The following is a 23,782-nucleotide window of genomic DNA, read 5'->3' on the forward strand; positions in this document are numbered from 1 at the left end:
GCGCTCCGCGATTGTCGCGAGGGAAAACCGCTCCGCATTTCGCGCGAACGCGGTCCTTAGGCTCTAGCACTTCACCCGCTTCTGCTCGCGGTCGACCGCGGCTTTAACGCCGGCAGAGGCGCGCGGATATTTGCGGCCGACCTCGCCGAAGGCGGCGCAGGCGGCCTCCTTCTCCTTCAGCGCGGCGAGCGACTGGCCGAGCCGCAGCAGGGCATCCGGCGCCTTGGCCGACTTCTCGTATTTGGTGGTGACGGCGAGGAAGGCTTCGGCGGAGTCGCGATATTGCTGGCGCTGGAAGTAGCTCTCGCCGAGCCAGTATTGCGCGTCGCCGAGCAGCGGATCGCTCGGATATTTCTGCGCAAAGGTCTTCATGGTCTGCTCGGCGAGCGCATAGTCCTTGCGCTGCATGTAGCCAATGCCGAGGTCGAACTCGTCGCGCGGCGATGCCGAGGGCGGCAGCGTGGCGAGGCCGCCGCCCGCCGGCGCGGGATAGCCGGGCTGGGTCGGCGCCGGCGCGGCAGCTTGCGGGATGCGCCCGCCGGTGTTGGCGAGATCGAGCGGTTCGCCGGCGCCGCGCCCGCCGGGTGCCCCGACCGGGGCTCCTGCCGTCATCGGCTGCTGTCCGCCGCCGAGCGCGCGCGGCGCGCCGGGCGCGCTCGGATTCTGGCTCGGGTCGAACGCATCGCCGCGGCGGCGCGTGCCGGGTGCGCCCGGCTGAGGCGGTTCCTGAACGATCGGGGCCGGAGCTGCAATCTGCGGCTCGTAGCTCGGCTGGGAGGGTTGCTGCTGCTGGCGATAGACCGGCGCGGACTGGGCGGGCGGCACGGCTGCGGTGTTGGGCTGCGCCGGCGGCTGTCCGGGGGCGGCTTGTGCGCCGCCTTCGAACTGACGGAGGCGCTCTTCAAGCTGGCGGTTACGATATTGCAGCTCTTCGTTCTGGCCGGTGAGCTGGCGCAGCTGGTTCTCCAGCCGCTCGATCCGCATTTCAGGGTCGGCATCGTCCGACTGCGCGAGGACGGGCGAGCACAGAGAGAGCAGCGCGGCGATCGCCACGGTGCCGGTAATTGCCTTGAATTTCGATGACATTTTACCCTGACGACGAAAGCGAAACTGGCCTGCGACGGAACCTTCGACGCGCCACACATTGAAGGGGAGTACGCCAAAAATGTGACTCGAACAAAGGGGTTTCTATCACAGGACGCTGACACGAAACCGGCGCCCGAGAGGGCGCCGGCAAATTGCTTCCTGGTCGTGGAGCGGGCGGCTGTCTAGGAGCTCGCGTTCAGCACGGTGACGGCACGGCGATTCTGCGACCAGCAGGAGATGTCGTTGCAGACGGCGACCGGCCGCTCCTTGCCGTAGGAGATGGTGCGCATGCGGTTCGGGTCGATGCCGCGCGAGGCCAGGAACGAGCGCACCGATTGGGCTCTGCGGGCGCCGAGTGCGATGTTGTACTCGCGGGTGCCGCGCTCGTCGGCGTGACCTTCGATGGTGAAGCTGTAGCGCGGATAGCTCTGGAGCCACTGCGCCTGCTTCTCCAGGGTCACGATCGCCTGCGGGGTCAGGTCGGTCTGGTCGCTTTCGAAGAACACGCGGTCGCCCACGTTCACCACGAAGTCCTGCTGACTGCCAGGCGTCGCCGCGCTGGCCATCGCATCGGCACCCAGGTTCTTGTTGGCGCAGGCGCCCATCGACAGCGCGACCGCGAGCACCGCAGCCAGCTTCAATCCCTGGAGGATGCGCATAGGATGTTTCATTCCGGAGCCTCCACGCTCACGTTAGTCCACTGCTGTCCGGTCTACAGGGGGTTGGTTAAGCGAACGTTCCGTCAACCTTGATGGGACGTTGCCAGAGCCGGTCAAATGCCCCCCACCGGCGAAAAGCAACCACCATGGTTAATGGGTTGTAAATGTGGCGCGAGGGTGAAGGCAAGCCCTCTTAGGCGCCGAAAGAACCGCTTTTGCCGGTAATATGGGCCACGGCCATCGTGCGCCCCGACTGCCGGCGGAACCTGATGATTGAGGTGAACCGGATCATGCCTGCGCTGCAGCGCCCGCAACGAGCACCGGCCGCAACGCAGCCTTCCTCTGGCTGCTCCGTTCGAACAGCATCCGCCGTTCGAACGCGTTCGAGCGCATAATGGGAAAGCGTGTCAGCACCTTTTCCCGAAGGTTCTGGAAATCGGACGCCATCAAGGACGTCTTCATCGTATGCCAGCCCGGAAACGCGCGCGGTTCGGCGACGGGCTCATGCAGGAACACGCGCCGGTAGAACGGCTGGTGATCGGGGCGCACCATCGCAAGGCCCGTATCGGCATTGAAATATTCGCAAGCCAGATAGGCCAGCCGCAGGGTCAAATAGGGAAGCTCTGGGAGTCCCTTGGCTTTTTCGGGATCCGCGGCAAGCCGCGCTGGATCCACGAAAACCTCGCCCCGATCGAGGCGCCTATGAAGAACATCGCCATACAATTCGGTTGAATAGGACATGCGGCATTCCGACGTCAGGACGTGGATGCGGACGGAACTGCATAGCTCTCCGTCAACGTAAACGCCGAATATCCAGACGTTGGGCGCATCGTCATAGACATCGCAAACGCGACGAGTCTCTGACGGCAAAATCAATCCGCTATTCAGATACGCCTTGTAACGCAGCAGGTAGATGGACTCTCTGTCCTCGGGAGTCTCGATCAGCCGGTAATCGATGCGATCGAACAGCGCCGCACCGCGCACCAGCGACGGCCTGCGTGGCTCGACTTGAGACGACATCCGATTACTCCCAAACGTTCAATCAACTTACGCGAGTATGCAAAGATTAATGGTTTCTTAACAAGATTGCAAAGCTTTAGGGGAGGTAAGGTTAACCTTTGCGGCCCGCAAAACCACGGGTACAGCCTGGTCTCAAATCAAAATCTGTGAGGATCGCGCGTCGCGCGAATTAGGCGAGTGACCGCGAGGAGACGACGATCAGCTGGTCCTGCATGCGGTTGCCATGCGAGGCATTGAGCAATTGGCGGACCCGCACCGCAGGGACCGGACGGCTGAACAGATAGCCCTGCGCTTCCGTGACGGTGCCATCGGCGCTGATGAGCTCGAGCTGCTCGCTGGTCTCGATCCCCTCTACAACCACGGACATGCCGAGGTCGGCGGATAGCCTCGCCACGCCGCGCAGCAGCGTCAGCGGGCGGTCAGTGTCGATGCCCTCGAGGAAGGAGCGGTCGATCTTGACCTTCTGCATCGGGAAGTTGTGCAGATAGCTGAGGCTCGAATAGCCGGTGCCGAAATCATCCAGCGAGATGCGCACGCCGAGCGCATGCAATTGCGACAGGATGTCATGAGTGAGCTGGGTGTTGTGCAACAGCGAGGACTCGGTGATCTCGATCTCCAGCCGATGGGCGGGAAGCCCCGAGACCTCGAGCGCGTAGCGGATCTCGCTCAGCACGTCGCGCTGGTGGAATTGCTGCGGCGAGAAGTTGACGGCGACGCTGACGCCTTCGGGCCACTTCATGCATTCCATGCAGGCGCGGCGCAGGATCCAGCGGCCGAGATCGACGATCAGGCCCATGTCCTCGGCGACCGGAATGATGTCGACCGGCGAGACCGTCCCGCGCACCGGATGATTCCAGCGCAGCAGCGCCTCGCAGGTGGTGATCTTGCCCGACTTCAAATTGACCAGTGGCTGGTAGAACAGCTCGAATTCCTCGTTGGCGAGCGCCTTGCGCAGGTCAAGCTCGAGAATGCGGCGGGCCTCGACGGTCGCCGCCATCTCGTCGCGGAAAAAGCAGAAGGTGCCGCGGCCGTCGGCCTTAGCACGGTACAGCGCCATGTCGGCGTTCTTGAGCAGCGTATCGGCGCTGGTCCCGTCCGGCGAGGTTAGCGCGATCCCGACGCTGGCACCGATCTCGACCAGGTGATTATCGATGCGGTAACGCTCGCTCAATCGCTCGACGATACGCCGGGCAAGACTCGCGGCGTCCTCGGGCGAAGAGATGTTCTGCTGGAACACGACGAATTCGTCGCCGCCGAAGCGGGCGACGAAATCCTCCGGCCGCAACATTTCGCGCAGGCGGTTGGCGACCGCGCATAGAAGCTGGTCGCCGCAGGGATGACCCAGCGTGTCGTTGACCTGCTTGAACTGGTCGAGGTCGATGAACAGAAGCGCCGAAAGGGACGCGGCGTGCTGCGAGTCCGCCAGCAGCCTCTCGATCTCATCGCGGAAATGGACGCGATTGGGCAGCGCCGTGAGATCGTCGTAGCGTGCCAGGTGCGTAATCTTGGCCTCGGCGCTGCGCCGCTCCGTGATGTCCTCGAGCAGCACCACCGCGCCGCCGTCGGCCATTGGCTGGGTCGTCCAGGACAGTGAGCGGTTTCGCTGCATGTCGGGATCGGAGGTGATGATCTCTTTGGCCTGCGAACTCTCGACGGCAGCGACGATCAACTCGCCGCTGGCGGCCGACACGGATCCGGCGGCCACGCACGCCGCAACGATGTCACGCGCATTAGTGCCACTCTGCGTGATAGCCGGCGGCAGGTTCATCATCGCGCCGAAGCGATGGTTCATGACCGCCAGCTGTCCGTCAACACGGAACATGCAAAGCCCGTGCGGCATGTTGTTCAAAGCCGTGTCGAACTGGCCCGCAAGCGCCGCTTCGCGTCCCCGCGCCACGACCGCGCGCATGAATATTCTGTGCAGATTGGCCGAAAGTTGCATCACGGCAAGCAAAAACGCGGCGCTCACGAACGCCATGGCGATGTAGTACGGCGTGCCGCGCACCGCCAGTGCGATCACCGCCGGACCGAACTGAAGCATGGCCTGCTGGTGAAATATCGACGGCCGCCCGTAGGCCCTGGCCGCTCCGCCCGCCACAATGCCGGTGGTGACGGACAGGGCAATGAGGTGGACTACGGCATCGTCGTTGCTCAATAGGGCGACCGAACACCACGTGCCGATAGCAGCAGCCTGGATCAGTGCTCCAACTCGGTAGCGCTTCTGCCACTTGCCGGCTTCTTCGGCAGTGAGGGCCGATTTGCGGGGGCTGAAGCGCCGGAGATCGAACACCCGGATCGCGCCCGCGACGATAAGAAACAGGACGCATGCCCAAAGCATACTTTGTCCCGTCTTCAGCGCCGTCAGGCTTGCCGCAAATGCGACGAAGACTATACCAGCGAGCAACGGGCCGGACGCTTCGAACAGTGAATCGATCAGCGCCGCCGAAAGGTTCGGCGAGGACTTTTGATCGATCTCTCCGCTCTGGCTGTCGAACTGCATCTGATTTGTACGCGCATCCTGTCCGGCGCGTACTTCTACCTAGTTCAGGTGAAGTCTTTCTGAGGGAACATCGTTAAAGTCGAGTTGTTTTGAACCCTCAACAATCGAAATAAGCCAATAGAAACAAAGCACTGGGAAAAGTTTGCCGGGCACAACCTTAAAGATTTGTTGCCGCGGACAAACATCTCGCAAAGTTTTCGAAAAAAGGCGCGCGTTCAAGCGAACGCGCGCCGAGGTCCGGCCGCTACTGACCGGACGTTGAGGATAGCAGCGGCGACCACGCCGGATCGGACGCGAAGCCCGGCGTCGGCACCTTAAGTTCGTTGCGGCCCGAGATATCGACGGAGAACAGCGACGGTCCGCCGGCGCCGCCGGGATCGCGGAAGAACATCAGCACGCGACCGTTCGGCGAGAAGGTCGGCCCCTCATTATGGTAGCCAGAGGTGAGGAGCCGCTCGCCGGTGCCGTCCGGCTTGATGACGCCGATCGAGAACTGCCCGCCGCCCTGCTTGGTGAACGCGATGTAGTCGCCGCGCGGCGACCACACCGGCGTCGAGTAGCTGGCGTTGGTGTCGTCCTTGGAGAAGGAGATGCGCTGCGCCGCGCCGCCGCCCGCGGCCATCACGTAGATCTGCGGCCTGCCGCCGCGATCGGACTCGAAGCAGATGCGAGTGCCATCGGGGGAGTAAGAAGGAGAAGTGTCGATCGCCGGCGTGTCGGTGAGGCGCGTGGTCGAGCGCGAGCGCAGGTCCATCACGAACAGGTTGGAATTGCCGCCCTGCTGCAGGCTCATGATGACGCGCTGGCCGTCCGGCGAGAACCGCGGCGCAAAGGTCATCCCAGGGAAGTTGCCGACGATTTCGCGCTGCCCGGTCTCGATGTTGTAGAGATAGACCTTCGGATCGCCCTGGCCGAACTCCATGTAGGTGATCTCTTGCGAGTTCGGCGAGAAGCGCGGCGTCAGCACGAGTTCGGCACCGCGGGTCAAATAGCGCACATTAGCGCCGTCCTGGTCCATGATCGCGAGCCGCTTGACGCGCCGCTCCTTCGGACCGGTCTCGTCCACGAACACCACGCGGCTGTCGAAATAGCCCTTCTCACCGGTCATCCGCTCATAGATCTGGTCGGAGATGATATGCGCGATGCGGCGCCAATATTCCGGCGAGGTGAAATATTGCTGGCCGGCGAGCTGCTGGCCGGAGACCACGTCCCAGAGGCGGAATTCGGCCTTGAGCCGGCCGTCCGGCTGCCGCGTCATGCGGCCGGTGACCAGCGCCTGCGCGTTGATGGTCTTCCAGTTCTGGAATTGCGGCGCCACGTCGATGTTGCTGATGCGCTCAATGAACGCAGCCTGGTCGATCGGGGCAAACAGGCCCGAGCGCTTGAGATTGTTCGTGATGACCTGGGTGACGCCGTTACCGACGTCGCCGTCGGACGGTGAGCCCGGCAGGAAGTTGGTGATCGCGATCGGTACAGGCTGAAATTCGGTGGGGTCGATGCGGAGCCGCGGCTGGGCCTGCTGGGCGAAGGCCCGTCCGCCCCCGAGCATCGCAAGCGTCGATCCGGTCAGGGTCATGAAGCGGCGGCGGTTCATCGATCGGACGTCATTCATCGCAAAATTCTTTTGTTCGGATGTCACAACATATCTTTCAGGCCGAATGTCATCGGAATGAGCTTCCAGCTGTCGTACTGCTGCTTTGGCATGAACGAATAGACCTGACACTGCACGATGGCGCGCTTGGCGCTCTCCGCCACGGCCTGCGCAATGGATCGCGAGGGTCCCCTCACCGCGACGACGATGGGCTCGGACGCGAGCGATCCATCGATCTTCATGGGAATATCGATGTCGGCCTCGTACTGATCGGCGTCCTGCCCGTTATAGGTGGGCGTGAAGCAGCGCTTGACCGCACCCTGGAAAGCGCCTCGCCAGGTCGCAACGTTGGTAACGGCGGTCCCGGTCGTCGATCCCAGCGAAGCGGATGCATTCATTGTCGTCCCGGTGAGCTCGTGCCGGGTCGTTGCGCGCTTGTCGAGTTCGCGCTGGATCTGCGCCGGATCGAACGGGCGCTCCTTGGGCTTGGGCTGCTGCTGCACCGCCGCGACCTTGGGCTCCGGCGGCTTGGGCGGCGGCTTCTTGGTCTCCAGCTTCTTCTGGAGCTCGGCAATCGGATCTTCCTTGGCCGGATCAGGCTTCTTTTCCTGCGGCTTCGGCTCTTCTTTCGGCTTGGCCTCGGCGACCGGCTTCGGCGGCTCGGGCTTCTTCTCGACCGGCTTCTCGACGGGCTTTGGCGGCGGCTCCGGGGTCGAGTTGGTCTTGATCAGCTCTTTCTTCTCGGTGACCTTGCCGACGGCGTCCTCTTCGGGCTTGGCCTCCGCGATCTTCTCGACCTTGGGCTTCGGCTTGTCCTTTTCGCCAGTCTTCTGCCCAGCGGTGATCTGCGCGAGCTGGTCGCTGGAGATGATGTCGATCGGGAGCGACTCTTCCGGCGCGACGAAAGCCCTGCTGCTAAAGGTGACCAGCCCCCATCCGATCACGAGGACGTGGAGGGCGATTGACGCAACCAATGTCTTGTCGACATTCACCTTCACCGGCTTAGGACCCCTGCTCCACTTCCGTGACCAGCGCCAGCTTCTTGAATCCGGCGCCGGACAACAAGCCCATCACCTTGGCCACGGTCCCGTAATCTGCCTTCTTGTCGGCGCGCAGGTAGATGCGTTCCTCGAGCCCGCCGCGCGCATCCGTGATCGCTTTGAGCTTCGGCACCAGTTCGTTGATCGCGATCTCGGCGTCGGCGATGAACACCTTGCCCTTGATGTCGACGGACATCTGGATCGGCTTCTGGTCGTTCTGCTCGAGGCTCTTGGCCTGGGTCTGCGGCAGGTCGAGCGGCACGCCGACCGTGAGCAGCGGCGCCGAGACCATGAAGATGATGAGCAGCACCAGCATCACGTCGACCATCGGCGTGACGTTGATCTCGGCCATGACCGGCTTGCGCCGGCTGCGGCGCCCGCCGCCGGACGAACTGGCTACGTTCATGCCCATGATCTGCTGCCCAAATGTGCCCTGACACTATACATGCCGTCGTCAGCCCCGCTCGTCGATCTGACGCGACAGAATGGCTGAAAATTCATCCGCGAAGCCTTCGAGCCGCTGGGCCTGCCGGTTCACCTCGGAGGTGAACTTATTATAGAAAATAGTGGCAGGAATGGCGGCGATCAGACCGACGGCGGTCGCAAACAGCGCCTCGGCGATGCCGGGGGCGACCACCGCCAGAGAGGTATTTTTCGACGCCGCGATCGATTGGAAGCTCGACATGATGCCCCAGACCGTGCCGAACAGGCCGACGAAGGGCCCGGCCGAGCCGACCGTCGCGAGCACCAGAAGCCGGCGCTCCAGCCGCTCGACCTCGCGCGCGATCGAGACGTTCATCACCTTGTCGATACGCATCTGAAGACCCGCGACCGAGCGCGCATGGCTTTCGAACGAGCGCTTCCACTCCCGCATCGCCGCCACGAAGCAGGCCGCCATCGAATGCGTCGGCTTGGCCGAGAGCGTGCGATAGAGTTCCTCGATCGACTCGCCGGACCAGAAGGCCTGTTCGAAGCGGTCCATCGAGCGGCGGGTGCGGGCAAACAGGAAAATCTTGTCGATCGCGATCGCCCAGACCCAGACCGAGCAGGACAGAAGTCCCAGCATGACGGCTTTCACGATCCAGTGAGCCTGCCAGAACAGCGCAATCAGCGACACGTCCGCGGAAGCGGCAACCGGAAGGGCTGACTGAGCCACGTCGGCCGGATTCATAAGCAGTATCCTCTCAAGGCGATCGTTATCCAACGTCCCCCGGCAGCATATGGCTGCCGGTTCCCCAACAGCCGCGCCAACCGGCACAGCCGGCAAGCCCGCTTAAAGCCTGGTCTTTTCTGGGGTGCAGGGCTCGTCCAAAGCCGGCCGTCTGCATTCCCTGCCAAGATGTCAAAACTAAGGGCCCCGACCCAAGGCCTTGACTTCGGGCTTTGGGCGCGATTGTCCGCAATTACCAGAGCCCGGCGTTGGTTAATGCGCGGTTACCGGGACCGAATTTGGCTGCGGGAAAGGTAGCCAGTGCAGGCGGTTGGGGGCAGGTGCGTGGCGCCCCCAACAGGGAGATGCAGTTCCGTCCCTTTACCGCACGCCGAAAGAGAAGCGAAGCCCAGCTTCCTGGGGAGGAACCAGCGATCATCCGGAAAATTGTCCCGAAAATCACCTTCCGAGGTTTTGCCATGACCATCAACCCCAAGACGACCGCCGCCATCGGCGATCACCCGCTCCACCCGATGATTATCCCGTTTCCCGTGGCATTCCTGGTCAGCGCGCCGATCGCCGATCTGGCGTTCATTGGCACCGGCGATGGCTTCTGGGCCAGGGCGGCGATGTGGCTGATCGGCGCCGGTATCGTCATGGCGCTCGTTGCCGCCGTGGCCGGCTTTACGGACTTCTTCAGCGAGCCCCGCATTCGCAGCCTCAATGACGCCTGGTACCATATGGCCGGCAATCTCGCGGCGGTCGTGCTGGCCCTGATCAACTTCTATCTCCGCTATGCCCAAGGCGCGGAGGCCGCGATCAAGCCGTGGGGCGTGGTGCTCTCTTTGGTCGTCGTCGGCATCCTCCTGTTCACGGGATGGAAGGGCTGGGAGATGGTCCACCGGCACCACGTTGCCGTGCTGGACGCACCGGGCCAGACCAGTTCGGAGCCGGTCACGCCGCAGCATGGCAGCGAGGGCCGGCGCGCGGCTTGAGCAGCGGCACTGCGACGCCGATCACGATTTGCCGGCTTCATTGCAGTCCCCGGAGATTGAAAGCCGGTGGTTCGATTGGCGGGGCAGGCCGCCGAGGCGGGTTCGGGGCAATTGGTCCCGATGTGTGCTGCCGGATGAATGCTGACCTGCAAGACGTTCGACGCCTCGTTCTGAAACAGAGACGCGCCAGACTTGCAGCGCCATCGCCGCCTCGCTCCTTGTGAATCGAATATAGGCCGTCGGCGCTCCCCGCGCACCAGGCTGCGTCGGCGGCAACCGCGACGCCGCATCGCAGCTCCCGTGAGACTACGAGCTTGCATGGCAGTCATGTGCAACCATATAAATGATCGAGTTTCGGCCAGGAGTGTGTCGGCCAACGACATCTCAGCCAACAACTTGGGCAGACTGCATATGACCTCGATGGGCAACTCGACCCCGGACAATCTGCACGCCCTGTGAGCGGCGACCAACTCCGCCGCACTGCTTGACCAGGGATGTACCCTCAAAACATCTCGTTCAAGACCCCGCGGTGGTCCGCCACCCCAGGGATTTTCGCACGCGGGACGCCTTGGCGCGTCCGAGCAAATTCCACACCCGCCTCATCCAAGGTCTCGCTGAAATATGTCGCCCAACGCCCCCGCCGACGACCACCACGACGACGTCATGTATCCCTCCGCCCTGCCGTTCCTGCTGGTCCATCTCAGCTGCGTTGCGGCCATCTGGACCGGCATCACGTGGCAGGCCCTCGCGATCTGCGTGTCACTGTACGTCGTGCGGATGTTTGCGATCGGAGCAGGCTACCATCGCTACTTTTCGCATCGCGCGTTTGCGACCAGCCGGGTCTTTCAGTTCATCCTCGCCTGCCTCGCCCAGAGCACTGCGCAGAAGAGCGTTTTGTGGTGGGCGGCCAAGCATCGACACCATCATCTGCATTCCGATACCGAAATCGACGTGCATTCGCCGCGTCACCGCGGTTTCCTGTACAGCCATGTCGGCTGGATTTTCCACCGGCAGCACGACGCGACCGATCTGGTGAAGGTCGGCGATCTCGCGGACTATCCGGAGCTGATGTGGCTGCATCGGCTGGAGCTCCTGCCGGCCGTTGCGCTTGCTGCGCTCTGCTTCCTGATTGCGGGCTGGTCCGGTCTGGTCGTCGGCTTCCTCTGGAGCACTGTGCTGCTCTATCACGCGACCTTCTGCATCAACTCGCTCGCCCATGTGCATGGACGCAAGCGCTACGTGACCGGCGACGACTCCCGCAACAACTGGCTGCTGGCGTTGTTCACGCTTGGCGAAGGCTGGCACAACAATCACCACGCCTACCAGAGCAGCGTGCGACAGGGCTTTCGCTGGTGGGAAATCGACGTGACCTATTACATCCTGAAGGTCTTGTCCTGGATCGGCATCGTCTGGAACATGAAGGCGCCGCCCGAACAGGTGCTGCGCAACGAGCAGCCGCTCGGTGCTCGCGTGATCAACCGCGCGGCCCGCGAACTGGCCGGACGGTTCGATGCACAGACTCTGGCGGATGCGATCTCGTCGGCACGGCGCCGCGCCGATCTGGCCCAATTGCAATGGCCAACGCTGCAGGAGATCCTCAATCGCGCCCATGAAGGCGTCGATGCGCTGACGCACCTGCATTTGCCGAAGATACCGACCCGCGACGAGTTCCTTGCCGAGGCCAAGGCGATGTTCGCGCGAACGCGTTCGCTCAACGAGATCGTGGATCACGCTTACGAACATTTCCTGACGTCGGTTCGCGCACAGCTTGCCACGGCGAGCTGACCAAGACGCTCTGAATGTCGCGGCCGCCAGCCGCATTCCCCTCAAAACCAAACCGCCCGCCTGCGGGATGCGCAGGCGGGCGGCTCGGGGCCATCAGGACTTTGGGGGCATGCGCCTGAAGGCTTTGCGAGATGTCGGCTTCCAGGTCGGCCTCCGGATCAACCTTGCGGCTGGTCGGTCGGCGGCGGCGGGGTCGGACGGGTCTTGTGCTGCGCCATGAACTGGTCGAACTCTTCCTTGTCCTTGGCGTGGCGCAGACGGTCGAGGAAGTTCTTGAACTCGACCTGCTCCTCCTCGAGCCGCTGCAGCGTCTCGGTGCGATATTCGTCGAAGGCGCGGTTGCCGCTCGAGGGCGGGCCGAAGCCAAAGCCGAAGCCGCGACGCTCCATGCGGCCGCGCATGCGGTCCATCTTGTACTGCATCCGCTCCATTTTGTTCTGCCAGCGATCCGAGTGATTCCAGCACGACATTCTTCGGCTCCCGAGTGTGAAAAAGAGAAGGGCAAGTCCGATCGGCCACCAGATGATGAAGCCGAGGATGGTCACCGCGATCCAGCCGGGGTGCCAGGGCGTATCGAGCATGTGAGGGCGCTCGTAGTGTTGGTCCGAAGGGCCGCGCCATCGATTGACATCAGCGGTGTAGGCCATTTCCTTCTCCATGACGGCATCAGCGCCGTTGTGAATGTAAATAACATTTACATAGCTAGACCATCCCGCGATTTTGTCAAGCCGGCCGCCTGACAGGGCAGGCCATTTATTTGCGCAATTTTATTTCGGCTTGCCCCAGGGGCCGCCGGGCGGCACGCCAGAACCGGAGGGTGCCACCGGCGGCACCGGCGGCGGCTCGGCGCTTTTCGCAGGCGGTCGCCGGTCGGTCGGGAAGCCGAGCCCACGCAGATAGATCAGCACCTCGGCTTCAAGCAGCTCATCCGGCGACATCGGCAGTTTTCGTCGCGCCGCATCGCCACGCGAGAACAGCGAGGCCACGCCGTGCGCCATCGACCAGATGTGCAGCGCCATCATCAGCGCCGGCGGTCGCGGCGTACCGGGCGGTGCCAGGGCCGCAAGCCGTTCGGCCGCAGCGCGAATGATGTTGAAAGCGCGTTCGCTGGCAGCCTGGAGCGCCGGATTGGCATCGACCGGCAGGCCCGATTCGAACATCGCGTTGTAGAAGGCGGGCTCCTCGCGGGCAAAAGCGAGATAGGCTTTGCCGACGCGTTCGAACGCCGTGACCGTATCAGGCCGGCCGTCGTCCCAGGCCGCGGTCAGGCGCGCTTCGAACTGCTCGAAGCCGCGCTGTGCGATCGAGGACAGCAGTTCGTCACGATCGCGGAAATGGCGGTACGGCGCGGCGGCGCTGACGCCGGCCATGCGCGCGGCGTCGGCAAAGGTGAACCCGGCGGCGCCCTTCTCGGCGATCAATCCGAGGGCGGCCTGCAACAAGGCTTCCTTCAGATTGCCGTGGTGATAGCCGCGCTCGGCGCGGCGCGTCTCCTTGCGCCAGCTCATGTGAACGGCTTTTACATGAGCTGGACGTGAAGGTCACTAGCGCAGGCGGGATTTGATGAACTGCATGTCCCGCCGTTGCGGGGCGACTAGCGGCCCGGGATCGGCAGCACCGGCATGACCTCGATCGCCTCGCCCGGGAAGATCGCAAAATGCGGGTGGTTCTTGAACAGCTCTGCGGCAGCCTCCTGCGAAGCGGCGCGGACCACCGTGAATCCGGTCAGCGCATTGCTGACCTCGGTGACACCGCCGGCGTCGATCCTCCGGGTCTTGCCGAGCGGGCCGCCCATCTCGACGATGACGGCCTTGTGCTTCTCGACCCAGCCGTGCCAGGCGGCCATGCCCTCCTGCTCCTTCGCCTTCCGTTCAGCCTCAGGCATCGCCTGCCAGGCCGCCATCTTTGTGCCGGTCTTGCTGCCGAGATAGATGGCAAGAAACGTGTGTTCGGTGCTCATGGGTGTCTCCTCAGGTTTGATGGGTCCGACAAAAATTCGGGCTTCGGCCGTGGCCGCCATCTTGGCTATTTGTTCATCAGGTCGGCGAAGCCCGCGGCGGCTTGCTGCACCTCAGGCGGAAAGTCGCTCATCTCCTGCACCTGCCGGATCTCGATGATTTCGTTGGGCGAGGCCGGACATTTCTTCGCCCAGGCGATGGCTTCGTCGCGCGAGGCAACCTCGATCATCCAGTAGCCGCCCAGGACTTCCTTGACCTCGGCGAAGGGACCGTCGGTCACAATCGGCTCGCCCGTTGCAAACGAGATACGCGCACCCGTCGACGGCGGATGCAGGCCGTCGAGGGTGATCAGGATGCCCGCATCCTTCAGCGCCTCATTGTAGCGCATCATCGCGGCGACGCGCTCGGGATCGAGTTGAACGTCCGGCGGCGCGGTCTCGTAACCGAGCGGGATCATCAGCATCATGAATCGCATGGGGTGTTCCTCGCCTTTCTCGTCGTTCCGGGATGCGCCGCAAGGCGCAGGCCCGGAATCCATTCATCCATGGCGGCCAGCGTCGCCGACATTCTTGGGGGCCGAGCTGGCTCGCACTCCCCTGTAAGACGAGCGCCCTCTTACAAGACCGACACCGGGGGTAGAATTATTTTGGAGGTCTTGGCCCGGAGGTCTTGTTGCAGACGTCTTGTGCCGAAGGTCTCGGCCGCCCGCTAGCGCGACTGCGGCACGAAGTGGCCGTCCTGGAAGGCGGCGCCGAAATAGACATCGATGCGGCGCACCTTGCCGCCTTCAAATGTCAGGAACTCGGTGTTGCGAAAGCTCCTGCCATCCGTTGCCAGGCAGCGATAGGTGACGAAGGCCTCGTCGCCGGCGACGAAGATGCGCTCGATGTCATGACGCGCGATCCAGCCGGTATCCCTCCAGCAGCGCTCGAAATATGCCGCCTTGTCGAGATCGTCGTCGAAAGGGCTGGTGAAGCGGAACTCGTCGGCCAGCGCGTCGGCAACCCGTTGCCGGTCGTTGGCAAGGTAGGCGGCAAATAGCTTCCGGATCAGGCTCTCGCGGTCGTCAGGCATCGATCGGTCTCCTCGGCAACACCCCGTTGAAAGACGATGCAGCGGTGGCCGGTCCGACATCGCGCCAAGCGTTGCGTTGCCGGAACGTAGAATATTTTCGGCAGCTTGCGCTGCGGCCTTTCTGCCGATCGCGCCCGTTCCGCTCGATTGGCGGGGCTGGGCCTTTCTCATCAGAGCGAAAGCGAAGTAAAAGGAGCCGGCGCTCGCGCGCAACCGACCTCCCGGACACTGGATAGATCAGCAAAATGCCGCAAGCCCCGCAAAAAGTCGCCCTCGTCACCGGAGCCGCGCGCGGCATCGGACTTGCGACCGCGAAAAAATTTCTGGCCGAGGGCTGGCGGGTGGCGCTGCTCGATATCGAGCGCGAATTGCTCGGCCGCGCGGTCGCCGAGATCGGCCAAAGCGAGGCGACGCTGGCGCTGACTTGCGACGTCTCGGACGTGGCCGCGGTCGGCGCCGCGATCAAGACGATCGAGCGGCAGTTCGGCCGGCTCGACGCACTGGTGAACAATGCCGGGATTGCGGTGTTCGCGCCGCTGATGGAGACATCGGACGCCGACTGGCGCCGCGTGCTCGAAGTCAACCTCACCGGCCCGTTTCTCTGCACCAAGGCGGCCGTGCCCCTGATGCGCGACCGCAGCGGCGGCGCCATCGTCAACATCACCTCGATCTCAGCGGTGCGGGCCTCGACGCTGCGCTCGGCCTACGGCACCAGCAAGGCCGGGCTTGCGCATCTGACCAAGCAGCTCGCGGTTGAGCTCGCGTCCCTCAACATCCGCGTCAACGCGGTGGCGCCGGGGCCGGTCGACACCGCGATGGCCAAGCAGGTGCATTCGCCGGAGATCCGCGCCGACTATCACGATGCCATTCCACTCAACCGCTACGGCCTGGAAGAGGAACTCGCGGAAGCGATTTTCTTCCTGTGCTCGGAACGGTCCAGCTACATCACCGGCCAAATTTTGGCCGTCGATGGCGGCTTCGATGCGGCCGGCATCGGTCTGCCGACGCTGCGCGGACAGCGCCGCAATGCGTAGGCCCTGGGGATCGAGTTCGTGGAGCGTTCCATGCATATCACGACGATCGTCAAGACCTGGGCGCTCGCAGCGGTAATGTTCGCCGCCACACCCGCTGCCGCCGAAATCCGCATCATACAGAGTCCGGGCGGCCAGGTCGGGACGTTCCTCGATCTGTTCGAGAAGGTGCGCGAAAGCGGCGAGCGCGTGGTGATCGACGGGCCCTGCCTGTCCGCTTGCACGCTGGTGCTGAGCATCGTGCCGGGTGAGCGCATCTGTGTCACGAAGCGCGCCGCGCTCGGCTTCCATGCGGCACGTTCGGTCGACCGGCGCGGGCGGTTCTATGCCGAGCCGGAAGCGTCCGAAGCGGTGCTGCAAGCCTATCCAGGTCCGGTGCGCGACTGGATCAGCCGCCACGGCGGCCTCACATCGCGGTTGCTCGTATTGAAGGGGCGCGATCTCGCCGCGATCTTTTCGCGCTGCCGATGACGATTCGACGGCCCGCAGCAGCGTGACGCGGATCAACACGCCGGTGTCGGACGATTAGCCCGCATTGCTCATGAGCTGACGCGACGCGCAGCGTCGGTGAAATGTGCTGCATCTGCGAACTGCGCCACACTAAGGTCAAGTTGGCTTGGCACATCCGACGCCACGAACTCGGATGTTGGCGGAGGCGTTCATGACCAGCATCGGGAAGCGAGCTTGCTTTCGCGCTGACGTTTCTCTCCGCGAGCGCAGTCGCAACCGTTGGCTGGCTCTACGTGCTCGTAGAGGGAGCCGTGATCATCACAGACTGGTTGTTCTTCTAAAGGAAAGTCTGAATCAACGGCGCCAGCTTCATGCTTGCGCAGATCAGCATTCCCCACAGAGCAAAATTGATTTGCAGCGCCGCCGCCATCGGTCGCTCCCCTTCCAAGTCACGCCCCACCCTAGTTTGTAGATTTTATGAACGACAATTAACGATTCTGACGCGGAGTTCACAGCCTAATCTTGCGCCAATTGTTGTGCGATGCGGGCCGCACCTTTCACGAAGCGGCCTCACTGCTCTCGCAATGTAATGCGAAGCATGATTCGATATTCGGCCATGCCGGCTACGTTGTTTCCCTTAAGTTCCATTGACGGACGCGATGCAAAGTTTCCCACGTGGATGTTTGCGTGACGCGTACTGCACCGAAGGCCCGGCATGATTCGACACGGCTTTATCCTGCTCACTTTCTGCGCAGCGATCACGGGATACACAGTGGCGGCGGCGCAGGAGCGCCGCCCCATCGCATGGGACGGCCTCGGCCAGGATCCGAACCGGCCCCCCGTCACGAAGCGTCGTGTGGTGAATCAAGCACCCGCCGCGAGCGATCCCAATCGGGAACGGGAAAGAGTGCTGGCTACGTTGCGCCCGTACTCCGATGCATGGTGGGCAGTCCATGACGAGATCGAAGCGGAGAATGACAGACAGCTCGGCACGAAGCTCGTGATCTGCCCTCGCTGCGTTCCGCCGCCAAGCGAAGACGTGACGGGATCGGTCCGTTGAGGGAACCCACGGCCGAGCGCACGCACTGACAACTCATGCGCTCCCCCTCTCCCGCAACAACGCAGAGAGAAGGGGGGCGCCAGTTGATGCATCGGGCGATCACGCCCGCGCTCACATCCCTTCCGCCGGGCAGTTCACCATCCAGGGAATGCCGAACTTGTCGACGCACATGCCAAAGCCTTTGGCCCAGAACGTCTTGCCGAAGGGCATGGTGACCGTACCGCCGTCGGCGACGGTCAGCGAGATCGAAAAGCCCTGCGGCTTCTGAACATGCTCCGGCGGCGCGTCGGAGGCCATCAGCACGCTGCCGCCGGGCAGCGACATCCGTGCATGCATGATCGTCTTCTCGCGGCCGGGTGCGGCGGGCACGTCCGGCGGCGCGTCGGAGGCGCGCATCATCGCATCGATCTTTCCGCCGAGAACCTTGGCGTAATAGTTGAACGCCGCTTCGCAGGTGTCCTGATAGAACAGATAGGGATTGAGCATCGTTTCTCTCCTTGTTTCACCTTCTGGCAGTGAGGCTCGCTACTTCTCGGTGAGCTTCTTCAGGCGGGCGAGGCCAGCCTCGAAGTCCTTGCCGATCATGCTGTCCATGTTGATGAAGACCTGCATGACCTTGGACATGAACGGGGCCGGACCGTACATCGCCCATGTGACCAGTGTTGCATCGCCTTGCGGCACAAAAGTGAACTCGGCGGTGTTGTGGCCTTCGAAGGGACGTTCGAAATCGAGCTTGATGCGAAGTTTCGACGGCGCATTCGCCTCGAGGATTTCCATGTGGCCGGCACCGACATTGTTGTTTCCGTCCCAGGCATAGGCGGCGCCATTGCCCTGCGCCGCGCCGCCGAACGTCCGCTTCATGGCGGGATCCCGGCCCTCATAGGGCGACCAACCGGTCCAGCGGTGGAAATCGGCGACCTGCGTATAGATCGCATCGGCCGGCGCCTTCACGGCGAGGCTGCGTTCGACACGGAAAGTGTCGGACTTGGTCAGCGCCAGCACGAGGACGGCAGCTATACCGACCGCGAACACGACGGCGACGATGGCAACTGCTTTTAGCATCAATGGCTCCCGGGATACAGGCTTAGGACGAAGTGGACGGGCTAGGGCCGACAACACGGAACAGAACTTTTTTGGCATGCTGCCAACCTCGCGTCATGCCCGGGCATAGCCGTCCGAAGGACGGCGTCGCTTCCGCTCGCCTATGTCCCGGGCATCCACGTACTCGGAGAGCAAGACAGAACCTGGATGGCCGGGACAAGCCCGGCTATGACGACGTTGATGTAGGCCCGCCCTATTTCGTCTTCGCGCCCTGCCTGGCGCCGCCGTTAACGTCCTTTGGCTGGCTGTCCCTGATCAGACGGTCAATATGCATGCGGATGTGGGCGGCCTCGGCCGAGGTGTTGGCAAGCGCGATGGCGCGGTCGAAGGCGATGCGAGCTTCGTCGTTGCGGCCGAGTTGCATCAGGAAGGCGCCGCGCACGCCGTAGAAATGGAAGTAGTTGGCAAGTTTCGGCGCCAGCGGCTCGATCACGTCCAGCGCGGCCTGCGGCCCCCGCACCTTGGAGACAGCCACCGCCCGGTTGAGCGTCACCACCGGCGAGGGTTGCACCAACTCCAGCGCGCCGTAGAGCAGATCGATCTGCGCCCAGTCGGTTTCTGCCGGCGTTGCCGCGCGCGCATGCAGCGCGGCGATTGCGGCCTGGATCTGGTAGGGCCCGCTGCGGCGGTGGCGCATCGCCTTGTCGATCAACGCCAATCCTTCCGCGATCATGGTGCCGTTCCACAGCGAGCGGTCCTGGTCGTCCAGCAGAATCAGCGAGCCGTCGTCGGCAAAGCGCGCGTTGCTGCGCGCATGCTGCAACAGCAGCAGCGCCGTCAGCCCCATGATCTCCGGCTCGCTCTGGAACAGCCGCAGCAACAGCCGCGCCAGCCGGATCGCCTCTTCGCACAGCGGCTTGCGGATCTCCGCAGTATCGCCGCTCGCCGAATAGCCTTCGTTGAAGATCAGGTAGATCATCGCCGCGACGCCGGCGAGCCGCTCGGAGCGCTCGAGCGGGCCGGGCGCCTCGAACGGCACGCCGGCCTCTGCGACTTTCGCCTTGGCGCGGGTGATGCGCTGCTCCATCGCCGCATCCGACACCAGGAAGGCGCGTGCGATCTGCTTCACCGTCAATCCCGATACGATGCGCAGCGCGAGTGCGATCTGCTGAGTCGCCGGCAGTTGCGGATGGCAGCAGATGAACATCAGCCGCAAAATATCATCGCGATAGTGCGAGCCGTCGAGCCGCTCGGCGAGCGCGCCTTCGGCATCGTCGAGATCGGAGATCGCCTGGTCGTCTTCCGGCAACGGCGCCTGCTTGCGCGCGCGGCGGACCTCGTCGATCGCGACGTTGCGGCCGACCATGATAAGCCAGGCCGCGGGGTCGCGCGGCGGTCCATTCTGCGGCCAGGTCTTCAGCGCGCGCAGGCACGCGTTCTGGAAAGCCTCCTCCGCGGTATCGAGATCGCGGAAGTAGCGGAGCAGCGCGCCGACGGCCTGGGGTCGCGCCGAGGTCAGCGCGGTCTCGATCCAGGCAGTATCGGCCTCGCTCACGTCAGATTTCCTCCGGGCCTGAACACGCCGACGGGGCGCACTTCGTAGGCGCCGCCGGGATTAGCGGCACCAAGGTCGCGCGCGACGTCGAGCGCGTCGTCGAGATTCTTGCAGTCGACGATGTAGAAGCCGAGCAATTGCTCCTTGGTCTCGGCATAGGGACCGTCGAGCACCAGCGGCGGATCCTCCTTGCGCAGCGTCGCCGCCGCGGTGGTCGGCAACAACCGAGCCACCGGCCCGAGCCGGCCCTCCTTGGTGAGCTTGTCCTGCACCACGGCGAGCTTCTTCATCACGGCCTGGTCCTGGTCCTTGCTCCAGGAGCCGACGAAGTCCTCATCGTGATAGCAAAGAATGGCGTAGAGCATGGGTCGTACTTTCCTTGAACTCTTGTTCTGAAGACGAACCAATATGCCTCGCCCCGACAGGATTGCGGAAATAATTTGCAGGAAAAATCCGCCCGTTCATGCCAAGGAGGGCCTTTCAAAGCGGAACCGACGAGGCACATGAATGACCAAAGGCACACTGGCCGTCCTGATCAACAGCACGCAGCAGAATTGGCTGCCGGAGCGCTGGAAGGCCCGGTTCGACGCGGTCTGTGGCGGCCGCCGCGTGGTGCTGCTGCCCGATGCCGGGCTCGATCCCGCGGAAGTGCACTATGCCGCGGTATGGAAGCCGGTGCCGGGCGACCTTGGCGCCTTCTCCAATCTGCGTGCGATCTTCAATCTCGGCGCGGGCGTCGATGCTCTGATGGCGGACAAGAGCCTACCCGATGTGCCGCTGGTCCGCGTCGCCGTGCCGGACCTCACGGGCCGCATGACCGAATATGTCGTGCTGCACGTGCTGATGCACCATCGCCAGGAGCTTTACCTGCGGCAGTCGCAGCGTGAGAAGCGCTGGGAGCCGAAATATCAGGGGCCGGCGAGCGCCGTCACGGTTGGAATCATGGGGCTCGGCACGCTCGGCGCCGACGCGGCCGACGTGCTGCGGCGGCTTGGCTTCTGTGTCGCGGGCTGGAGCCGCAGTCCGCGTGCCATCGAGGGAGTCGCGTGCTTCCACGGCGCCGCGCAGATCGATGCGTTCCTGCGCGCAACCGACATCCTGGTCTGCCTGCTGCCGCTGACCCCGGACACACACGGCATCCTCAACCGCGACGTATTCGCAAAGCTCAGCCGCAAAAGCCCGCTCGGCGCGCCCGTCGTGATCAATGCCGGCCGCGGCGGCCTTCAGAACGAGACCGATATTCTCGCCTGCCTCGACGACGGCACGCTGGGTGCCGCCTCGCTCGACGTCTTCGTGCAGGAGCCGCTGCCCGCGGACAGCCGGCTCTGGACCCATCCCAAGGTGGTGCTGACGCCGCACAACGCCGCCGACACCGACGCGGAAGCAATCTCAGCCTATGTCGCCGAGCAGATCGCGCGGTTCGAGGCCGGCGGCGCGCTGGAGAATGTGGTGGACCGCGCACGGGGGTATTAGGCGCCCTGGATTTTGGAGAGCGCAGGCGCCTCACAGTCAGTGTCGTCCCGGCGAAGGCCGGGACCCATACCGCGGAATCTACCGGGTGTGGGCGGTACGAGTCCCGAACGACGGGTCTTCGCCAAATTGAATCCTGTGGTTATGGGTCCCGGCCCCCCGTGCGCAATTGCGCACTAGGCCGGGACGACATTCTTCATTTGGCTCGAGCCGCCGTCCCAAATTGCCCGCACAACCACTGCTCCCCCCACTCCCGTTCACCCTCTCTTAGCGAGAAGTTGATAGACGTTCTTGACCAACGCGCAAAGAACGAGTCGGACATGCGGGCGACACTCGACCTCAGGATGCGGATCACGGTTGCGCTGGCGGTGACGGCGGCGGCGACGGCGCTCTTTGCCGTGCTCGGGGCGATGTGGATCATCGCCGGCATCATCGATCGCGCCGACCAGCGCGAGCTACGCAGCCATTACGACGCCCTGCAATCGCGCATCGCCGAGGAATCGCACCGCGCCGCCGCGATGAGCGCCGTGGCGGCGGCGATGCCGGCGACGCAGGAGGCCATGGCAAAGCAGGACCGCGAGGCGCTGGTGCGGCTGTTCGGGCCCGTATTCGCGGCCATCAAGTCGGACTATGGCGTCGATCAGTTCCAGTTCCACGTGCCGCCGGCGACGTCGTATCTGCGCGTGCACCAGCCCGCCAAATTCGGCGACGACCTTTCGGGCTTCCGCAAGACCGTACTTATCGCCAACCAGGAGCGCAGGGTCGTGGTCGGCCTCGAAGGCGGGGTCGCCGGACTCGGGATTCGCGGCGTGGTGCCCATCGCGCAAAGCGGCAAGCATCTCGGCAGCGTCGAGTTCGGCCTGACCTTCGGCCAGCCGTTCCTCGACGACTTCAAGACCAACCGCCATGTCGACGTCGCTTTCCATCTTGTCGACGGCAGCGGCTTCAAGCTGTTCGGCGGCACGCTGAAGGGCAGGAGCTTCTTCGATGCGGCCGAGTACGGCCGCGCCACCGAGGGTGGCTTCACCGTGCGGCGGGCCAACCTCGAGGGCACGCCGGTCGCCGCGCTACTCGGACCGATAAAGGACTTTTCCGGCAAGCCGCTCGGCGCGGTCGAGCTGGTGATGGACAATGGCGACTACGAGGCCTCCGCCGACCGCGCCTGGCTGCTGGCGATCGGCATCGCCGCGCTCGGACTCGTGCTGGCAGCGATCGTCGGCTATCTCATTGCCCGGAGCATTTCGCGCCCGATCCTGTCCATCACCTCCGTGATGCGCGAGCTCGCGGACGGTCGGCTCGACGTCGCCATCCCCGCCAGCAAGGCGAATGACGAGGTCGGCGCGATGGTGAAGGCGGTTGCGGTATTCCGCGACAATGCGGTCAACTTCAACAAGCTCCAGGCCGACCAGGCCGACGCCAAGGCGCAGTCCGAAGCGGAGAAGCGGCGCGCCTTCGCCGCGCTCGCCGACAATTTCGAGGCCAGCATCCGCGACGTCGTCACCACGGTGTCCGCGGCCGCGGTCGAGATGGAGCACACGGCGCGCTCGATGTCGGCCATCGTCGAGCAGTCGCGGCAGCAGACGCGCACGGTGTCATCGGCCTCGGCGCTCGCCTCGGAGAACGTACAGACGGTCGCGGCCGCCGCCGAAGAATTGTCGTCGTCGATGACCGAGATCAGCCGGCGGCTGGCTCATGCGACCGAGGTGGTGGGCAAGGCCGCGAGCGACGGACGGCAGTCCAATGCACGCGTGCAGAGCCTGGCCGAGGCGGCCCAGAAGATCGGCGACGTCGTCTCGTTCATCAGCGGCATCGCGGGGCAGACCAATTTGCTGGCGCTCAACGCCACCATCGAGGCGGCGCGCGCGGGCGAGGCCGGCCGCGGCTTCGCCGTCGTCGCCTCCGAAGTGAAGGCGCTGGCAACCCAGACCGCGAAGGCAACCGAGGAGATCGGTGCGCAGGTCACGGCCGTGCAAGGCGAGACCAGTGGCGCCGTGGAAGGCATCCAGTCGATTTGCGCGACGATTCAGCAAGTCGACGAAATATCGGCCGCAATCGCTGCCGCCGTCGGCCAGCAGGGCACGGCAACCCAGGAGATCGCACAAAACGTCCAGCAGGCCGCGGCCCGCACCGGCGAAGTCTCGCAGAACATCGCCGGCGTCACCGACGGCATCGCCGCCACGGGCACGGCGGCGGAGGAAGTGCTGGGCTCGGCGGTCGAGCTGTCGAAACAGTCGCAACGGCTGCGCGATGAGGTGGACCGCTTCCTCGCACATATCCGCGCGGCGTAGCGGATGCGGGATATCTCACTACAAACTCG

General features: G+C 64.0%; 24 protein-coding genes. 7 read left to right on the forward strand and 17 right to left on the reverse strand.

Translation table 11 applies throughout. From position 1 onward, the window contains the following. Positions 1-63 precede the first annotated feature (63 nt). From ybgF to tolQ, 8 genes are all read right to left on the reverse strand, one after another. The gene (gene ybgF / locus GWG65_RS10815; protein WP_275195571.1) at positions 64-1,086 is read right to left on the reverse strand and encodes a tol-pal system protein YbgF; all 1,023 of its coding nucleotides are present in this window, start codon (positions 1,084-1,086) and stop codon (positions 64-66) included. A gap of 182 nt (positions 1,087-1,268) precedes the next feature. Beyond that, on the reverse strand, positions 1,269-1,757 hold the full coding sequence (pal, locus tag GWG65_RS10820; RefSeq protein ID WP_148742946.1) for a peptidoglycan-associated lipoprotein Pal: 489 nt from the start codon (positions 1,755-1,757) through the stop codon (positions 1,269-1,271). Between the two features lie 276 nt (positions 1,758-2,033). After that, positions 2,034-2,765, reverse strand: a complete 732-nt coding sequence (locus tag GWG65_RS10825) for a hypothetical protein (protein WP_275195572.1) — start codon at positions 2,763-2,765, stop codon at positions 2,034-2,036. Positions 2,766-2,934: 169 nt separating this feature from the next. After that, positions 2,935-5,265: an EAL domain-containing protein gene (locus tag GWG65_RS10830; RefSeq protein ID WP_275195573.1), complete on the reverse strand. Its 2,331-nt coding sequence runs from the start codon at positions 5,263-5,265 to the stop codon at positions 2,935-2,937. Positions 5,266-5,509: 244 nt separating this feature from the next. After that, positions 5,510-6,859, reverse strand: coding sequence for a Tol-Pal system beta propeller repeat protein TolB (gene tolB / locus GWG65_RS10835; protein WP_275195743.1), 1,350 nt, complete (start codon positions 6,857-6,859; stop codon positions 5,510-5,512). Between the two features lie 41 nt (positions 6,860-6,900). After that, entirely contained in the window at positions 6,901-7,854 is a 954-nt protein-coding gene (locus GWG65_RS10840; RefSeq protein WP_275195574.1) for a protein TolA, read from the reverse strand. A gap of 4 nt (positions 7,855-7,858) precedes the next feature. Continuing rightward, a complete protein-coding gene (tolR, locus tag GWG65_RS10845; RefSeq protein ID WP_275195575.1) occupies positions 7,859-8,308 on the reverse strand; it encodes a protein TolR in 450 nt (149 codons plus the stop codon). A gap of 42 nt (positions 8,309-8,350) precedes the next feature. Further along, positions 8,351-9,067 (reverse strand): protein TolQ, encoded by a 717-nt coding sequence (gene tolQ / locus GWG65_RS10850; protein WP_018641591.1) that lies wholly within the window; start codon positions 9,065-9,067, stop codon positions 8,351-8,353. 458 nt (positions 9,068-9,525) lie between these two features. On the opposite strand from tolQ, the gene GWG65_RS10855 reads away from it, so the two are divergent. Both GWG65_RS10855 and GWG65_RS10860 read left to right on the forward strand, forming a co-directional pair. Next, positions 9,526-10,041 (forward strand): DUF2231 domain-containing protein, encoded by a 516-nt coding sequence (locus GWG65_RS10855; protein ID WP_275195744.1) that lies wholly within the window; start codon positions 9,526-9,528, stop codon positions 10,039-10,041. A gap of 621 nt (positions 10,042-10,662) precedes the next feature. Next, positions 10,663-11,826 carry an acyl-CoA desaturase gene (locus GWG65_RS10860; RefSeq protein ID WP_275195576.1) on the forward strand — a complete coding sequence of 388 codons (1,164 nt, stop codon included), beginning with the start codon at positions 10,663-10,665 and terminating at the stop codon, positions 11,824-11,826. Between the two features lie 158 nt (positions 11,827-11,984). On the opposite strand, the gene GWG65_RS10865 is transcribed toward GWG65_RS10860, so the two are convergent. From GWG65_RS10865 to GWG65_RS10885, 5 genes are all read right to left on the reverse strand, one after another. Further along, positions 11,985-12,473 carry a DUF2852 domain-containing protein gene (locus GWG65_RS10865; protein WP_275195577.1) on the reverse strand — a complete coding sequence of 163 codons (489 nt, stop codon included), beginning with the start codon at positions 12,471-12,473 and terminating at the stop codon, positions 11,985-11,987. Between the two features lie 120 nt (positions 12,474-12,593). Beyond that, positions 12,594-13,334, reverse strand: a complete 741-nt coding sequence (locus GWG65_RS10870) for a TetR/AcrR family transcriptional regulator (RefSeq protein ID WP_275195578.1) — start codon at positions 13,332-13,334, stop codon at positions 12,594-12,596. Between the two features lie 86 nt (positions 13,335-13,420). Continuing rightward, positions 13,421-13,786, reverse strand: coding sequence for a YciI family protein (locus GWG65_RS10875; protein ID WP_275195579.1), 366 nt, complete (start codon positions 13,784-13,786; stop codon positions 13,421-13,423). A 65-nt stretch (positions 13,787-13,851) separates the two neighbouring features. Then, on the reverse strand, positions 13,852-14,259 hold the full coding sequence (locus GWG65_RS10880; RefSeq protein WP_275195580.1) for a YciI family protein: 408 nt from the start codon (positions 14,257-14,259) through the stop codon (positions 13,852-13,854). 233 nt (positions 14,260-14,492) lie between these two features. Then, the gene (locus GWG65_RS10885) at positions 14,493-14,858 is read right to left on the reverse strand and encodes a nuclear transport factor 2 family protein (protein ID WP_275195581.1); all 366 of its coding nucleotides are present in this window, start codon (positions 14,856-14,858) and stop codon (positions 14,493-14,495) included. A 245-nt stretch (positions 14,859-15,103) separates the two neighbouring features. Between GWG65_RS10885 and GWG65_RS10890 the strand changes: the two genes are divergently transcribed. From GWG65_RS10890 to GWG65_RS10900, 3 genes are all read left to right on the forward strand, one after another. Next, positions 15,104-15,892, forward strand: coding sequence for an SDR family oxidoreductase (locus GWG65_RS10890; RefSeq protein WP_275195582.1), 789 nt, complete (start codon positions 15,104-15,106; stop codon positions 15,890-15,892). A gap of 75 nt (positions 15,893-15,967) precedes the next feature. Beyond that, positions 15,968-16,360: a hypothetical protein gene (locus tag GWG65_RS10895; RefSeq protein ID WP_275195745.1), complete on the forward strand. Its 393-nt coding sequence runs from the start codon at positions 15,968-15,970 to the stop codon at positions 16,358-16,360. A gap of 694 nt (positions 16,361-17,054) precedes the next feature. Beyond that, complete coding sequence (locus tag GWG65_RS10900) at positions 17,055-17,399, forward strand: hypothetical protein (RefSeq protein ID WP_275195583.1); 345 nt, start codon at positions 17,055-17,057, stop codon at positions 17,397-17,399. Positions 17,400-17,510: 111 nt separating this feature from the next. Here the strand turns inward: GWG65_RS10900 and GWG65_RS10905 are convergent, their stop codons facing one another. The 4 genes from GWG65_RS10905 to GWG65_RS10920 form a co-directional block, all read right to left on the reverse strand. After that, a complete protein-coding gene (locus tag GWG65_RS10905) occupies positions 17,511-17,885 on the reverse strand; it encodes a VOC family protein (RefSeq protein ID WP_275195584.1) in 375 nt (124 codons plus the stop codon). A 39-nt stretch (positions 17,886-17,924) separates the two neighbouring features. Beyond that, positions 17,925-18,461 (reverse strand): SRPBCC family protein, encoded by a 537-nt coding sequence (locus GWG65_RS10910; protein ID WP_275195585.1) that lies wholly within the window; start codon positions 18,459-18,461, stop codon positions 17,925-17,927. A gap of 232 nt (positions 18,462-18,693) precedes the next feature. After that, on the reverse strand, positions 18,694-19,995 hold the full coding sequence (locus GWG65_RS10915; RefSeq protein WP_275195586.1) for an RNA polymerase sigma factor: 1,302 nt from the start codon (positions 19,993-19,995) through the stop codon (positions 18,694-18,696). Continuing rightward, positions 19,992-20,360 carry a YciI family protein gene (locus GWG65_RS10920; RefSeq protein ID WP_148742971.1) on the reverse strand — a complete coding sequence of 123 codons (369 nt, stop codon included), beginning with the start codon at positions 20,358-20,360 and terminating at the stop codon, positions 19,992-19,994. Before GWG65_RS10920 ends, GWG65_RS10915 begins: the two co-directional genes overlap by 4 nt. 142 nt (positions 20,361-20,502) lie before the next feature. On the opposite strand from GWG65_RS10920, the gene GWG65_RS10925 reads away from it, so the two are divergent. After that, positions 20,503-21,468: a glyoxylate/hydroxypyruvate reductase A gene (locus GWG65_RS10925; protein ID WP_275195587.1), complete on the forward strand. Its 966-nt coding sequence runs from the start codon at positions 20,503-20,505 to the stop codon at positions 21,466-21,468. 317 nt (positions 21,469-21,785) lie between these two features. Next, on the forward strand, positions 21,786-23,753 hold the full coding sequence (locus tag GWG65_RS10930) for a methyl-accepting chemotaxis protein (protein WP_275195588.1): 1,968 nt from the start codon (positions 21,786-21,788) through the stop codon (positions 23,751-23,753). Positions 23,754-23,782 lie beyond the last annotated feature (29 nt).

The organism is Bradyrhizobium sp. CSA207, assembly GCF_029051685.1.
Classification (GTDB): domain Bacteria; phylum Pseudomonadota; class Alphaproteobacteria; order Rhizobiales; family Xanthobacteraceae; genus Bradyrhizobium.